This window comes from Rubrivivax sp. A210 (genome assembly GCF_904426505.1).
In the GTDB taxonomy this organism is placed as follows: Bacteria; Pseudomonadota; Gammaproteobacteria; order Burkholderiales; family Burkholderiaceae_C; genus Rubrivivax.
Genome location: NZ_CAJGBN010000012.1, coordinates 63,846 through 77,558, shown reverse-complemented (window position 1 = coordinate 77,558; position 13,713 = coordinate 63,846). Strand labels below are relative to the sequence as shown.

Annotated in this window: 15 protein-coding genes; all 15 read right to left on the bottom strand. The window is 70.4% G+C overall.

Annotated elements, in window-relative coordinates; translation table 11 throughout:
* Positions 1-3: 3 nt before the first annotated feature.
* Positions 4-876 (bottom strand): cell envelope integrity protein TolA, encoded by an 873-nt coding sequence (gene tolA, locus JMV16_RS09015; protein ID WP_201493921.1) that lies wholly within the window; start codon positions 874-876, stop codon positions 4-6.
* Entirely contained in the window at positions 869-1,297 is a 429-nt protein-coding gene (gene tolR, locus JMV16_RS09010) for a protein TolR (RefSeq protein ID WP_201493920.1), read from the bottom strand. The genes tolA and tolR overlap by 8 nt, the downstream gene beginning before the upstream one ends.
* Complete coding sequence (gene tolQ, locus JMV16_RS09005; RefSeq protein WP_201493919.1) at positions 1,297-2,007, bottom strand: protein TolQ; 711 nt, start codon at positions 2,005-2,007, stop codon at positions 1,297-1,299. The genes tolR and tolQ overlap by 1 nt, the downstream gene beginning before the upstream one ends.
* Positions 2,004-2,498, bottom strand: a complete 495-nt coding sequence (gene ybgC, locus JMV16_RS09000; RefSeq protein WP_201493918.1) for a tol-pal system-associated acyl-CoA thioesterase — start codon at positions 2,496-2,498, stop codon at positions 2,004-2,006. The genes tolQ and ybgC overlap by 4 nt, the downstream gene beginning before the upstream one ends.
* 38 nt (positions 2,499-2,536) lie before the next feature.
* Positions 2,537-2,929: a TssQ family T6SS-associated lipoprotein gene (locus tag JMV16_RS08995; RefSeq protein ID WP_201493917.1), complete on the bottom strand. Its 393-nt coding sequence runs from the start codon at positions 2,927-2,929 to the stop codon at positions 2,537-2,539.
* The gene (locus tag JMV16_RS08990; RefSeq protein ID WP_201493916.1) at positions 2,926-4,629 is read right to left on the bottom strand and encodes a serine/threonine-protein kinase; all 1,704 of its coding nucleotides are present in this window, start codon (positions 4,627-4,629) and stop codon (positions 2,926-2,928) included. The genes JMV16_RS08995 and JMV16_RS08990 overlap by 4 nt, the downstream gene beginning before the upstream one ends.
* A 100-nt stretch (positions 4,630-4,729) precedes the next feature.
* A complete protein-coding gene (locus tag JMV16_RS08985; RefSeq protein ID WP_201494392.1) occupies positions 4,730-5,932 on the bottom strand; it encodes a pyridoxal phosphate-dependent aminotransferase in 1,203 nt (400 codons plus the stop codon).
* A gap of 19 nt (positions 5,933-5,951) precedes the next feature.
* Positions 5,952-6,467, bottom strand: coding sequence for a transcription antitermination factor NusB (gene nusB, locus JMV16_RS08980; RefSeq protein WP_201493915.1), 516 nt, complete (start codon positions 6,465-6,467; stop codon positions 5,952-5,954).
* Positions 6,464-6,928 (bottom strand): 6,7-dimethyl-8-ribityllumazine synthase, encoded by a 465-nt coding sequence (gene ribH, locus JMV16_RS08975; protein ID WP_201493914.1) that lies wholly within the window; start codon positions 6,926-6,928, stop codon positions 6,464-6,466. The genes nusB and ribH overlap by 4 nt, the downstream gene beginning before the upstream one ends.
* Before the next feature lie 14 nt (positions 6,929-6,942).
* Complete coding sequence (gene ribBA / locus JMV16_RS08970) at positions 6,943-8,040, bottom strand: bifunctional 3,4-dihydroxy-2-butanone-4-phosphate synthase/GTP cyclohydrolase II (protein WP_201493913.1); 1,098 nt, start codon at positions 8,038-8,040, stop codon at positions 6,943-6,945.
* A gap of 83 nt (positions 8,041-8,123) precedes the next feature.
* Positions 8,124-8,930: a PEP-CTERM sorting domain-containing protein gene (locus JMV16_RS08965; RefSeq protein WP_201493912.1), complete on the bottom strand. Its 807-nt coding sequence runs from the start codon at positions 8,928-8,930 to the stop codon at positions 8,124-8,126.
* Between the two features lie 121 nt (positions 8,931-9,051).
* Entirely contained in the window at positions 9,052-10,221 is a 1,170-nt protein-coding gene (gene ribD / locus JMV16_RS08960; RefSeq protein ID WP_201493911.1) for a bifunctional diaminohydroxyphosphoribosylaminopyrimidine deaminase/5-amino-6-(5-phosphoribosylamino)uracil reductase RibD, read from the bottom strand.
* A 24-nt stretch (positions 10,222-10,245) separates the two neighbouring features.
* On the bottom strand, positions 10,246-11,448 hold the full coding sequence (locus tag JMV16_RS08955; protein ID WP_201493910.1) for a prepilin-type N-terminal cleavage/methylation domain-containing protein: 1,203 nt from the start codon (positions 11,446-11,448) through the stop codon (positions 10,246-10,248).
* A 62-nt stretch (positions 11,449-11,510) separates the two neighbouring features.
* Positions 11,511-12,965: a PilX N-terminal domain-containing pilus assembly protein gene (locus tag JMV16_RS08950; RefSeq protein ID WP_201493909.1), complete on the bottom strand. Its 1,455-nt coding sequence runs from the start codon at positions 12,963-12,965 to the stop codon at positions 11,511-11,513.
* Positions 12,966-12,978: 13 nt separating this feature from the next.
* Entirely contained in the window at positions 12,979-13,689 is a 711-nt protein-coding gene (locus JMV16_RS08945) for a PilW family protein (protein ID WP_201493908.1), read from the bottom strand.
* Between the last annotated feature and the right edge of the window lie 24 nt (positions 13,690-13,713).

The window sequence follows — 13,713 nt, the reverse complement described above, 5'->3', positions numbered from 1 at the left end:
GCGTCAATCGCGCGTGAAGGCAATGACCAGCGATTGCGGCACGCGGCCGTCGGTATCGCGCGGCAGCGCCGGCGTGCGGTCGATGGCGCGCAGCACGGCCTCGTCCCAGTCCTTGAAGCCGCTGCTCTTGACGAGGCGGCGCGAGATGATGGTGCCGCCCGGTGCCGCCGTGACCTCGACCTCGGCCGCCGCGCGGCCCGATACGGTGCCGGTGAAGACGATGTTGGGCCGCACGGCCCTTATCACCTGTCCGGCGTAGGTGGCGCTGGGCCCTGCGTTCTGCGCCGCCGTGGCGCCAGGCTTGCCTCCGCTGCTGCCGCCCACCTCGCCCATCATGCGCTTGAGGTTGTCCTCGCGCAGCTTGGCGAGGCGTTCGTCCTCGGCCTTGGCCTCGCGCGCCTCTTGCTCGGCCTCGGCCTTTTTCGCCTCGGCCAGCTTCTTCTGTTCAGCCGCCTTCTTCTGCTCGGCGGCCAGCTTCTTCTCGGCCTTCTCTGCCTCTGCCAGCTTGCGCGCATCCTCGACCTTCTGGCGCGCCTCCTCGACTGCCTTGCGCACCTCGATCTTGCGCTGGCGTTCGCGCTCGCGCTCGCGTTCGAGGGCAATGTCGGCATCGGGCGTGGGCGGCGCCGCGGTCCGCGGCGGCGCCACAGGTGCCAGCGGTGGTGGCGGCTCGGGCGCAGGGGGTGGTGCCGATTGCGGCACTGCCGCCCACAACTCAGCCGAGAACACCTCGGGCGTCTTGCTGCGCCAGTCGATGGACAGCGTCAGCGCCACCACCAGGCCGGCATGCACCAGAAGCGACAGCGCTGCGCCCGCGCCCTGGCCGCCCGGCTTGCGCGGCAGCAGCGCGTCGTGGGCGAGGGCGAGTTCAGCCACCGGCCTGCTTGACCGAAAGCCCGACACGGCGCACGCCGGCGCGCTGCAGCGTGTCCATCACGCGCACCACGGTCTCGTAGCGCACGCTCTTGTCGGCACTGATGACCACCGGCACCTCGGCCTCGCCCGCCTGCAGCGCCTTCACGCGCGCCGCGAGCTGGCCGAGCGCCGCGCCTTCGGGCTCCTTCTGGTCGACACGCAGGCGCAGCTTCTCGTCACTGCCGACGATGATCTCGACCACCTTCTGAGGCCGCTGCCGGCTCTTGCCCACCGAGGGCAGGTCGACGACGCCGGTGGTGATGAGCGGCGCGGTGACCATGAAGATGATCAGCAACACCAGCATCACGTCGATGAAGGGGACCATGTTGATCTCGTTCATCGAACGCCGGCCACGCTGGCCGCGCTGGGCGACGGCAGGCATCAGCGGCCTCCCTGCTGGCCCGCGATGGTGGTGGTGGCGCCCGTCTGGCCGGCGTTGCGCTGCAGGATGTTGCTGAACTCCTCGATGAAGGTTTCGAGCTGGATGGCGATGCGGTCGATGTCGCGCGCAAAGCGGTTGTAGGCCACCACCGCCGGAATGGCGGCGAAGAGGCCGATGGCCGTGGCCACCAGCGCCTCGGCGATGCCCGGCGCCACCGTGGCCAGCGTCACCTGCTGCATGTTCGAAAGGCCCACGAAGGCATGCATGATCCCCCACACAGTGCCGAACAGGCCGACGTAGGGGCTGACCGAGCCGACGCTGGCCAGGAAGCTGAGGTTGCTCTCGATCACGTCCAGCTCGCGCTGGTAGCTGGCGCGCATGGCGCGGCGTGCGCCGTCGAGCTGGGCGCCGGCATCCAGGCGCTTCTCGCGCAGTTTCAGGAACTCGCGCATGCCGCTGGCGAAGATGCGTTCCATGGGCGCGCTGTCGGTCTTCTGGCCGGCGGCCTGGCTCAGTTCGGTGAGGCTGCGGCCGGACCAGAACTCGCGCTCGAACTCGTCGTTGCTGCCACGCACGCGGCGCAGGCCGAAGACCTTGCCGAAGATCACCGTCCAGCTCATCAGCGAGGTGAACATCAGCCCGGCCATGACGAGCTGCACGACCAGGCTGGCCTGCAGCACCAGGGCAGTGATGGAAAGTTCTTGCGTCATGGGGTGCCGGTCGGGGTTGGGGGTGCCGTGTCGGGCAGGCGGCGGGCCACCGGCGCTATCGACGGCAAGGTGGCGAGAACCTGGTTCGGAATACGGCGTGGGCGGAAGGTTCCTTCGTCGACGCAAGCGATGCGGATCTCGCCGTCGGCCAGCAGCAGATCGCCGCGCCGCGCCTGCTGCGCCACCGTCATCGAGGCGCTGCCGGCGCGCAGCAGCCGCACATCGACCTGCAACTCGTCGTCCAGCCGCGCCGGCGCCAAGTAGCGCACGCGCGTCTCGCTCACCACGAAGAGCGCGCCGGTGCTTTCGCGCAGCGCCTGCTGGCCTGTGCCCAGGTGGCGCAGCCACTCGGTGCGGGCGCGCTCGAAGAACCTCAGGTAGTTGGCGTAGAAGACCACGCCGCCGGCGTCGGTGTCTTCCCAGTAGACGCGCAGGGCCAGGCTGAACGGGGCGTGAGACGCGTGCGGGGCTGCGTTGGGCGGGGTCGACATCGGCGCGGGATTATGCCGGCTGGCTCATCCCGGCGCGTTCAAGGTGCAACGCGGCGATACACCGGCCCCCACAGCGGATGGCCGGCCTCGGAACGGCTGAGCACGAAGGCCGGGTAGACGGTGCGCGCCGCCATGAAGGCGGCCTCGCATTCGCCGAGGCGCTCGCTGGTGCAGGCGATGAAGGCAATCAGCTTGTAGGCGTTGGCGCGGTCGCGCGGGCTCGCCAGGCCTTCGCCCAGGGCGCGGCGCAGCGACTTCTCGGCCGCCGGGTACTGGCCGTCGTCGTAGGCACGCATGCCTTCGTACAGGGCGCGCTCGGCCGGGCGCTCGAGCAGGTCGGACAGCCCGCCCGCAGGCGGCGCCGCCGGTGGCGTGGCGCAGCCGGCGCAGGCCAGCGCGAACAGGGCGGAGATTGCGGTGAGGCGGTTCATGGCCCGAAGCGGTGTCTGAGGGTGAAGGGTTGGTCGGCGCTGACCTGCACGGTGGCGGTGTGGGGCGGGAAATCGGCATTGCGCACGGTGATGGTGTGCGTGCCCTCGGGCAGGCTCAGGTGGGCCAGCGGCGGTGCGATGCCGGCGGCACGGCCGTCAACCTCCACCTGGCCCCAGGGGCTGATGGCCAGGTTCAGCGTGCCCCTGGCGGCTGGTGCGGCCGAGGTCGGAACGGGCGCCGCCGCCGCCAGCGTGCGCGCCGCGGTGGCCGGCGCCGCGCGGGGTCGGGGAAGGGGCTTGGTGGCGGTGGCAGCGGCTGGCTCGGTCGCGACGTTGCCCGTGGCGGCCGGCGGGGGCTCGGCAGTCAGGGCCGCGGCTGCCTCGGCCGGCGCTGCCGCGACAGCGTGCACCGCCGTTGCAGGAGCCGGTACCACCGCCACTGCGGGTGCGGGTGCCGGCGCGGCCGGCGGCTCGGGCAGGGAGTCGTGGAAGGCCAGGGCCAGCCCGCCCAGGATCAGCAGCACGCAGCTGGCGACGGCGGCCATCTGCATCTGACGCTGGCGTGCCCGCTGGCGGGCGCGCTGTTGGCGTCGCGGCGAGCCGGGCGCGCCTTCCAGCGACATGGCTGCCGAGGGCAGGGGTTCGGCAACCGGCTGCGCGGTATTGCGATGGATCCAGCCCCGCAACTCGTTGGCCATCTCCATCGCGGTCTGGAAGCGGGCCTCGGGGTCGCGCGCCATCGCCTTGGAGGCGATGCGCGACAGCGTCGGCGGCACGCCGGGCCTCACCTCGTGGGCGGGTGCCGGGTGGTTGGTGAGCACGGCAATGGTGATCTGCTCGAGCGTGTCGCCGTGGAAGGCCTTGCGGCCGGTGAGCATCTCGTACAGCACGACACCGAGGGCATGGACATCGGTGCGCGCGTCGACCTCGGCGCCGCGCAGCTGCTCGGGTGCCAGGTAGTGGGGCGAGCCGGCAACCATGCCGTCCAGCGCCGGCCGCGCCGCGCCGTGGGCCACGCGTGCAATGCCGAAGTCGAGCAACTTGGGCTTGCCGTGGGTGTTGATGAAGATGTTGGCCGGCTTGATGTCGCAGTGAACGACGGCGCGTGCGTGGGCATAGGCCAGGGCGTCGGCGACCCGGCGCACGAGCAGGGCCGCCTCACCCGGCGTCGGGCGCCAGCCATTGGCCAGGGCGCGGCGCAGGTCGCGGCCGTGCAGGCGCTCCATCGCGATATAGATGCCCTGCTCGGAGCGGCCGGCGTCGTAGATGGTGACGATGTGGGGGTGGTTCAGGCCGGCGGCGGCGCGGGCCTCGGCTTCGATCAACTCGTCCAGTTCGTCGCGAGAGGGCGTGTCGAGGTCGAACTGCAGCGTCTTGACGGCCACCGCGCGAGACAGCAGCGGATCCCAGGCCTCGTGAACCTGGCCCAGGCCGCCGCGACCGAGGGCGTTCTTGATACGGTAGCGCCCGATGAAGCCGAGCGTCGGGCTCTGTTCGAGCTCGCTGTCCATGCCGGCGGGTACGCTGTCGCCGCCGAAATCGGAAGGCACGGCGGGCGGCAGCGAGGCCGGTGCGGGCAGCGAATCGCTCAGGAATTCGGCCGCGCCCATGCCTTCGTCGGGCAATGAGGCGACGGTGGCCGCGAATTCGCTCGGCGCCCCGTCGGGGCGGCCGTGACGCTGGAAGAGCTTGTAAACCACAGCCTGTCAGCTTAAGGGCATTGCAAGCGGTGAGGCGTTGCAATTTGGGAGCGCTTCTTGCGGCACTTCGGGCGGCACTCCGGAGGGTTGGCAGGGAGGGTCAGCGCGGGGCCGACGGCGCCGGGCGCAACTCGCGTGACAGGCGGGCCACCGCCTGCTGCAGCTGATCCATGCCGCTGGCAAACGACAGCCGCACCTGCTTATCGGCAAACGCAGGGCCGAAATCACGGCCCGGGGTCAGCGCCACATGGGCCTTTTGCATCATCTCGAAACAAAAATCCCAGCTGCTGGCGTTGTAGGCCGAGCAGTCGAACCAGGCGTAGAAGGCGCCGTCGGGCAGCACCGGCACCGGCAGGCCCAGGGCGCCGAGTGCCGGCACGATGTAGTCGCGGCGGCGTTTGAACTCGGCGCGGCGGGCTTCGTAGAGGGCCAGAGACTCCGGCTCGAAGCAGGCCAGGGCTGCATGTTGGGCGAGTGCGCTGGCGCAGATGTAGAGGTTTTGCGCCAGGCGCTCGACCGCGCCCACCAGTTGCCGCGGCAGCACGACCCAGCCCAGGCGCCAGCCGGTCATGCCGAAGTACTTGCTGAAGCTGTTGATGCTGATGATGTCGTCGCCCAGCGCCAGCGCGCTGCCGCCGTAGGCCTCGTCCTGGGCCAGGCCGAGGTAGATCTCGTCGATCAGCGTCACGCCGCCGTGCCCGCGCACGACCTCGGCGATGGCCGCCATCTCGGCCGGCGCGATGGAGGTGCCGGTGGGATTGCCGGGCGAGGCCAGCAGCACGCCGCGGGTGGCGGGGCCCCAGTGCGCGGCGACTTCGGCCGCGCTGAGCTGCCAGCGCTGGCCCGGCCCGGCAGGCAGCAGCCGCGCCTGCGCGCCGGTGGCGGCGACGAAATGGCGGTTGCAGGGGTAGCTGGGATCGGGCATCAGCACCTCGTCGCCGGCCTCGAACAGCGCCGAGGTGACGAGTTGCAGCGCGGCCGAGGCGCCGGCGGTGATGACGATGCGCGCCGGGTCAATATCCAGCCCGAAGCGCTGCGCGTACCACCGCGACAGGCGCTCGCGCAGCGCGGCCAGCCCGATGGCCGGCGTGTACTGTGTCGCCCCGGCCTCCAGGCAGCGCTGGGCCGCGGCCACCACGGCCGGCGCGGCGGTGAAATCGGGCTCGCCGATGTTGAGGAAGATCATAGGCTCGCCGCCCTGAGCCGGATCGCAGGCGGGGCTGGCGGCCAGGGCGGCGGCCGCCTTGGCGCACTCCATCACATAGAAGGGCTCGATGTGCTCGAGCCGGCGCGCGGTGCGGATCATCGCGCGCCCGCTCTCGTCAGGCGCGGGCCGGCCGCGCCTCGTCGCGGCGCAGGTCGCCGGCACAGCGGTCGAGCACGCCATTGACGTATTTGTGGCCGTCGGTGCCGCCGAACGATTTGGCCAGCTCCACCGCCTCGTTGATGGCGACGCGGTAGGGGATCTCGAGGCAGTTGGCCAGCTCGTAGGCGCCGATCAGCAGCACGGCGTGTTCCACCGGCGAGAGCTGCGAGGTCTTGCGGTCGACGTGGCGGGCCAGCGCCGCATCCAGTGCCGAGGCCTGCTCGATGCAGCCATGCAGAAGGGCGTCAAAGTGGGCGCGGTCGCACTTGTCGAAGCCGTCCTGCTCGCTGATGTGGGCGCCCACGGCGGCGGCGCTTTCGCCCGACAGCAGCCACTGGTACAGGCCCTGCAGCGCCAGCTCGCGCGAACGGCGGCGTGCCGATTTCGGCTTGCTGGGCCGCGCCGCCTTGGCGGCAGGCTTGGCGACAGCATTGGCAGGCTCGGCGGGGGTGGGCGTCGGGTCGTCGCTCAAGACAGCTCGTCCAGCAGATTGGCCATCTCGACCGCCACGCGTGCGGCGTCGCGGCCCTTTTCCTCGGCGCGCGCCCAGGCCTGGCTCTCGTTCTCGACCGTGAGGATGGCGTTGGCGACGGGAATCAGGTGGTCGAGCCCGACGCGGCTGACGCCGGCGCCGCTTTCATTGGCCACCAGCTCGAAGTGGTAGGTTTCGCCACGGATGATGCAGCCCAGCGCGATGAGGGCGTCGAAATCGCCCGAGCGCGCCATGGCCTCGAGCGCGAGCGGAATCTCGAGCGCGCCGGGCACCGTGATATGGCGGATGTCGCCCGACTCGACGTCGAGGCGGTCGAGTTCGGCCAGGCAGGCCTGGGCCAGCCGGCTGGTGATGGGCTCGTTGAAACGGGCGCAGACGATGCCGACGCGCAAACCCTCGCCGATCAACTCGCCTGCCTGCCCCTTGTCGGCATCTTGCATGGAACGTCTTCCCTTCAGGCCGCAGCTGCGACGAAACCGGTGATTTCCAGCCCGTAGCCGGTCATGCTGGGCATGCGCCGCGGGCTGCCCAGCAGGCGCATGCGGCGCACGCCCAGCTCGCGCAGGATTTGCGCGCCCACGCCGTAGGTGCGCAGGTCCATCTGGGGCCGCGTGGCCGCGGGCGCGGGACAGGCCGCGGCCAGTTGCGGCAGCAGCGTCGCCGCGTCATGGGCGCAGTTGAGCAGCACGGCCACGCCGCAGGGCCCGGCATGCAGGCTGGCCAGCGCCGCGGTGAGCGGCCAGGAGTGGCCGGCGCCGGTGGTGTCCAGCAGGTCGAGTGCGGTGAAAGGCTCGTGTACGCGCACGGGCACCTCGTCGGCGGTGGTCCAGCGGCCATGCGACAGTGCCATGTGGATGCCGCCGCCCTTGTCGCGGTAGGCGACGCAGTCGAACTCGCCCATGGGCGTGGGCAGGCGGCGGGCGCCAACGCGCTCGATCAGCGTTTCGTGGCGGCTGCGGTGGCCGATGAGGTCGGCGATGGTGCCGATCTTGAGGCCGTGCTCGCGCGCAAAGATCTCCAAGTCGGGCAGCCGGGCCATGGTGCCGTCGTCCTTCATGATCTCGCAGATCACGGCCGCCGGCATCAGGCCGGCCATGCCGGCGAGGTCGCAACCGGCCTCGGTGTGGCCGGCGCGCATCAGCACACCGCCGTCCTGGGCTTGCAGCGGGAAGATGTGGCCGGGCTGGACCAGATCGGCCGGCGTGGCGTCACGGGCCACCGCGGCCTGTATGGTGCGAGCGCGGTCGGCGGCCGAGATGCCGGTGCTGACACCCGTGGCGGCCTCGATGGACACCGTGAAGGCCGTGCCGTGCGAACTGCCGTTGCGCGTGGCCATGGGCGGCAGTTGCAGGCGCTCGCAGCGCTCGCGCGTGAGCGTCAGGCAGATCAGGCCGCGCGCATGGCGGGCCATGAAGTTGACGGCGGCCGGCGTGACGTGCTCGGCGGCCAGCACGAGGTCACCCTCGTTCTCGCGATCTTCTTCGTCGACCAGGATGACCATGCGGCCGGCGGCGAGTTCGGCCACCAGCTCGGGAACGGGTGATATCGGCATCAGGGGATTGTAGGCGGCGCCCCGAATGGCAACGGCCGGCCCGAGGGCCGGCCGTGGGGGCCGAGAAGCCGGAACGCAGGCTGTCAGCGGCGGCGGGCGGCGGCGGCGCCGAAGAGGGCCAGGCCGACCAGGGCCAGCGAGGCGGGCTCGGGGGTGCGGTTGGGCAGCGACGGGGCGGGTGCCAGCACCTGGCTGCGGTCGGCCACGACGAAGTCGTCGAAGCCGAAGAAGTCGGCCTGGCCCGGGCTGCTGGTTGCAAAGCGGATGCGGGTGTAGGCGTTGTTCACGCTCGCGAAGCCCCAGAACAGCACCGAACCGTTGTTGCGCGGGTCGGCGCCCTGGTTGATGAGGTATTCCTCTTCGACGCCGCTCGTGTTGCGCAGAAAGACGCTCAGGCTGCCTTCGAAGTCGCCGATGTCCGTGCCGTAGAAGCCGAAGGCCGAGATGGCGCTGTTGAAGGTGATCGCGAAGTCGGAAGTGCCGGACTGGACCTCAAGGAAACGCGTGCCAACGGTCGTGGTGTTGAAACGGCCGACGGAGGACTGGCCGCGCACCGTGCCGCCACCGGAGATGGTGGCGGTGATGAGGTTGGTGCCGGTGCCGTTGACGCCGTTGTTGAAATCGACCGAGATCGAGTCGGGCGGGATGGCCGAGTCGCCGTTGCTGTTGTCTTCGAAACCGTAGGAACCGACGCTGGACGAGAGCCGGGCCATGAAGGCGTTGCGGGTGAGCGGGACGAGGGTGCCGACGCTCAGGGCCGGGATCGGGCCGGGGTCGTACTCGAAGAACGTTTCTGCGTTGGGGCCAGGAGTGGTGATGAGTGCCGCATGGGCCGGCACCCCAAACGCCAGCACGGAGGCTGCCGTAACAATGATTTTCTTGAAGAACATGCTCAGAACCTCTGGATCGGTTTGTCATGCAAGATGCAAGTGCCGGGCCACCCATGAAAAACCATTTTCAATCAAGGCCTTGCCGCCATGGTTGGTGGAAACTAGGGGGGGTGTGTAAAGTCTACCGACGCACTGTCTCACCCGGGGATGCGGGCAGGCCCCCGGCGACTGGTAACGGGCTGTCAATTGCGTCACGGCGCATGAGCAGGCGCAGATCTTGTCCCACAGTCTGGACGGACTGCCAGCGGTAGTCCGGCGCCGTCGGCAGGGTGCTGCGTTCGGCCAGTGTCGCAAAGGGCCGGCCAGGCCCGAGCAGGCTGGGCGCGAGGTACACCAGCAACTCGTCAACCAGGCCGGTCTCGAGCCAGGCGCCGCTGAGCGTGGGGCCGGCTTCGATGTGCAGTTCGTTGATGCCTTGCTGGCCCAGCCGGCGCAGCAGGGCGGTCAGATCGGGCCGGGCCGCGGCTTCGTCCCAGACTTCGGCGCCGACCGCGCGCAGGGCGTCGGCGCGCGCAGACTGGCCGGCCGCGGCGACGATGATGGCGCGGCCGGGCGGGCGCAGCAGCGCGGCCGTGGGCGGTGTGCGCAATTGCGTATCAAGCACGATGCGCAGCGGTTGGTACACGGTGGCCACGGCGCGCACATCGAGGCGGGGGTCGTCTGCCAGCACGGTGCCCACGCCGGTGAGGACCGCCGATGCCCTGCGGCGCCAGGCATGGCCGTCGGCGCGTGCGGCGGCACCGGTGATCCACTGGCTGCGCCCGTTGGCGAGTGCCGTGCGGCCATCCAGTGATGCCGCGACCTTTAGTCGAACCCAGGGAGTTCCCCGCTTGATGCGGGTGAGAAAGCCGATGTTGATGTCGGTAGCCTGCTCGATGATGGTGGCGTCGTCGACCAGTTCAACCGCGACGCCGGCTTCGCGCAGGCGCCGCAGGCCACCTCCGGCGACAGCGGGAAAGGGGTCGCCGAGGGCGACCACACAGCGCGCGATGCCGGCCGCGATGAGGGCATCGCAGCAGGGTGGCGTGCGCCCATGGTGGGCGCAGGGTTCGAGCGTGACCCAGGCGGTGGCGCCGTTCAGGGCCGCTCCGGCGGCAGCGGCCTCGCGCAACGCCATCACCTCGGCATGGGCCTGACCGGCGGCCTGGGTGGCGCCGCGGCCCAGCACCTCGCCGTTGTCCAGGCCGATGATGCAGCCGACGCGCGGGTTGGGCTCGGTGAGGCCGAAGGAGCCGCGGGCCAGGTCCAGGGCCTCGTGCAGGCGCTGGCGGTCGAGTTCGGTCAGGGCCATGCGCCGCGGTCTGGCGGGGCCGCTTCAGTCCGGATCGTGGGCCACGGTGGCCGGGGTGCCGCCGGGGCAGGAGAAGGGGGTACCGCTGCTGCCGGCCTGGATGACGAGGAAGTTCTGGTTGATCTGCGCCGTGGCCACGTTGGTATAGCTGGCAGGTGTCGGCGGTGAATACCGGCAGACCTTGAATTGGTTGGAATCGTTGTCACTGAGGTCATTGGCAAGTTCCCGGAACCCACCGGTATCGCCAAATTCGACACGGCCGCTCCAGTTGGATGAGCCGGTCGGCAGCGGAATGGCGCAGACATAGGGCACGGCATTGCTGGTCGCCAGCGGCGCATCGAGGAAGCAGTCGAAGCTGTCCGCCGGCGTCGGGCTGGTGCGGCGCACGCTCATCGTGAAGAAGGGCGTGTTGCTGCCGGACCAGGTTGCGCCAGGGTCGTCGGCGCTGTCGGTCGCCGGCGCGCCGTTCGGGGCCCTGGTCACGAAACCACTGAGCAGCAGGGCCCGACTGGTGCCGCAGGTGGTGGTGCTGCCGCTGGTGAGGTCGGCCGTGGTGGTGGCCGTGGTGGAGCACACCGTGATTTCGGCCGTGAGGTTGTTGAACATCCAGGCGTCGCGGATGCTGCCACTCTGGCCGGGCGGCACATAGCCGCTGCAGCCTGTGCAGACGGACACCGGCACCGGCACGGCGCTGCGCGGGATGGCGCGATTGCGGTGCTGCGGTGCCACCGCGGGATCGGTGGCTGTCGCCAGAACCAGCGACGCCGAGAGATCCGGCGCCAGCCCGGCGACGGCCGAACTCAACCTCACCGTCTGGGTCTGGTTGCTGCGGTCGACCCAGCTCACTTCGACGAGCAGGCCGCGCGCCTCGGGCGTCACCGTGCCTGCCACGATGGTCCTGGCGAGGGCGCGCCGGCTGATGGTGTAGGTGGCGTTGGTGCCGGTGACCGTGCGGCTGCCACTGCCGTCGACAGCTTGGTAGCGCATGCGGTTGGTCGTCGTCGCGCCCGAGGCCACGCCGGCCGGCGGCTCGACGATGGTGAAGCCGCGCCATTCCTCGACTGCGTCCTGGGCGAGCCGCACCGCCTCGGCGCGCTGGCGCGCGAGGTCGGAATTGCCGCGCATGGTGCCCTGCATGCCGATCACGGCCATCATGCCGAAAGCCATGATGGCGAAGGCGACCAGCGCCTCGATCAGCGAGACACCGCGTTGCCTGTGTGCCCACATGCCGATCTCCTGGCCGGATCGGGGCCGTTTGCCATTGCCGCTCGCGCGGGCGGGTGCGGCGTTCATTGGAAGTCCTTCCAACTGCCGGGCACGCGCACGAAGGTGCCGTAGGCCACGCGCAGGGCGGTGAGGGCGTCCTTGTTGTAGACGACGGACATGGCGCCGGTGCCGCCCACGGCGAGATCGGTCTCGGCCACGGCCGCGCCCTGGATGGTGGCGCCGCCGGTGACGGTCCAGGTCCAGCCGGGCCGGCGGCCGTAGACCATGCCCACCAGCGTGACGCCGTTCGAGAAGGCCAGGTTCACGTTGGGATCAAGGATGAGCAGCGCCGGGATGGGGAGTACGGCCGGAGGCCCTGCAACCGCCGCCGTGCCAACGTTGACGTCCAGGGTCAGCGTGGTGACGGTGGTTGCCGTGGCACTGCCTCGCACGCGGATGGCCCGGCCCGGGTTTCGCGACAGCGCCAGGTTGACGGCCGCGGCGGCGCAGTCGGAACTGCAATCGACTTCGACCATGCCGGGCTGGCCGAGATAGACGTCGGGGAAGACGCCGAAATAGAGGGCGAATACACGCTCGGCCGTGCTGGGCGCCGGATTGCGGCCGGAAACGGCCACGCTGGCGGGCTGCAGGGCGGGGTCTCCCGCCACCACGGTGCTGTCGGGCGGCACGCCGGGGACGCCGGTTTTGGCGATGGCGGCCACCACGGTGGCGGCAGAGGCCGCCGAAGCTGCGGTGTGCAGTGTCACGCCGCCGACCGTGTTGTCCTGGTTGGTCAGGGCCAAAGTGGCGGTGGATCCGGGGGCAAAGCTGAGTGCGCCAGCCACGCTGAGTGCGCCGGTGGGCGCCCGCGTTACCGCGCCACGCAGCGCCAGGATGACGCTGGTGGCGGCCACGCCGTCGCCGGTGCCGCCACGGTCATCGATGGGGAAGGTCAGGCAGGCGTCGTCGAGCCGGGTGCAGCTGTTGACCTCGAGCTGGATCAGGTCATTGCGGCCGGTCACCGAGGGCGAACGCCTGAAGCGCATCAGGAAGGCCGGGGCCGGGCCGGCGCCGCCGGGGGCGGCAAGGGCGGTCGTCGGCGTACCGGCCACCGGGCAGGCACAGCTCCAGTTCCAGTCGGCCGGGTCGGTGGCGATGCTGTTGAAGACGCAGCGCGGCTGCACCGCGCCGCCGCCCGAGACCGCCCGAGGCGTGATCACGCCGGTGCCGCGGTCGATGGTGAGGTAGCGCTGCGCAAAGCTCTGGTCGGTGGCGCTGCCGTCGTTGGTGCTGGGCACGCAGGCATTGGTGGTGCGGCCGGCATTGAGCTGGGCGAGTGCCCATTCCATCCCAGCTTCAGCGCTCTCGAAGGCCTGCGAGGAGCGGTACTGATTGGCTGAGGTGCGCTGTTCGAAGATGAGGTTGCGGCTGGTGTAGGCCGCGACCATGCTCATGATGAAGAACAGCAGCATCACCACAATGAGCGTGGCGGCGCCGCCCTGTCTGGCGGCCGTCGGGGTGGGGGAATGCTTGCGCATGATGAGTGCCTTCTCAGCCCGGGCAGGCCTGGCCGGAACCCGCCTCGTTGGACAGTTCGATGCGGTCATTGCGCGGGCGTACCGATAGTTCCAGCGTGCGCCTTACCGAGGAGTCAGTCACCGACTCCCCGGTGATCGTGATCACCAGTTCGCGCACGCTGACGCGTGGCCAGCAGGCCGTGGTGCCGTCGCCGCAGAGCTGGGGGCAGGGGATGATGATGGCGTTGCCATTGGCCGCCTGGGCGCGATCACTGGATCGCACGGTGGCAATGGAAAAGCCGTTGTCCAGAATGCGGATGGTGGCTCTGTCGGTCAGATCCTGCCAGCCGGCCGAGCAGCCGCCGGTGTCGTAGTCCGACTGGCAGGATTGCAGGGTGCCGTTGCTGAGGCGGAAGCCGAAAGACTCGGCGCCCGATCCGCGCCGGTAGTTGTAGCTGACCTTGGAGTTGGCGGCATCGGGGGTCAACGGGGTGTAGGGGTTGACGCCAATCGTGCCACCGCCTGGCGGCGGCACGCCGGCGCGCGCCGTGGCCCAGTAGCCCGAGCGCCGCAGTTCGCGGGCGATGATGTCGGCCGAGGCGCGCAAGTCCTGCTGCAACTGCGTTTCGAGCAGCAGGCGGCGGTTGTCGGTGAGCTGGCTGGTGGCCATCAGGGACGCCGCCGCGACGACGAACATGCCGACGGCGATGCCCACCATCAACTCGACCAGCGAGAAGCCTCGCATGGCGGCGCGGGGCGCTCCGCACTG

Excerpts from the sequence above, each read along its gene's own strand:
- tolR (WP_201493920.1), bottom strand. The coding sequence starts at position 1,297 with ATGCCTGCCGTCGCCCAGCGCGGCCAGCGTGGCCGGCGTTCGATGAAC.
- tolQ (WP_201493919.1), bottom strand. The coding sequence starts at position 2,007 with ATGACGCAAGAACTTTCCATCACTGCCCTGGTGCTGCAGGCCAGCCTG.
- ybgC (WP_201493918.1), bottom strand. The coding sequence starts at position 2,498 with ATGTCGACCCCGCCCAACGCAGCCCCGCACGCGTCTCACGCCCCGTTC.
- JMV16_RS08995 (WP_201493917.1), bottom strand. The coding sequence starts at position 2,929 with ATGAACCGCCTCACCGCAATCTCCGCCCTGTTCGCGCTGGCCTGCGCC.
- ribH (WP_201493914.1), bottom strand. The coding sequence starts at position 6,928 with ATGCAAGATGCCGACAAGGGGCAGGCAGGCGAGTTGATCGGCGAGGGT.
- ribBA (WP_201493913.1), bottom strand. The coding sequence starts at position 8,040 with ATGCCGATATCACCCGTTCCCGAGCTGGTGGCCGAACTCGCCGCCGGC.
- JMV16_RS08965 (WP_201493912.1), bottom strand. The coding sequence starts at position 8,930 with ATGTTCTTCAAGAAAATCATTGTTACGGCAGCCTCCGTGCTGGCGTTT.
- ribD (WP_201493911.1), bottom strand. The coding sequence starts at position 10,221 with ATGGCCCTGACCGAACTCGACCGCCAGCGCCTGCACGAGGCCCTGGAC.
- JMV16_RS08955 (WP_201493910.1), bottom strand. The coding sequence starts at position 11,448 with ATGTGGGCACACAGGCAACGCGGTGTCTCGCTGATCGAGGCGCTGGTC.
- JMV16_RS08950 (WP_201493909.1), bottom strand. The coding sequence starts at position 12,965 with ATGCGCAAGCATTCCCCCACCCCGACGGCCGCCAGACAGGGCGGCGCC.
- JMV16_RS08945 (WP_201493908.1), bottom strand. The coding sequence starts at position 13,689 with ATGCGAGGCTTCTCGCTGGTCGAGTTGATGGTGGGCATCGCCGTCGGC.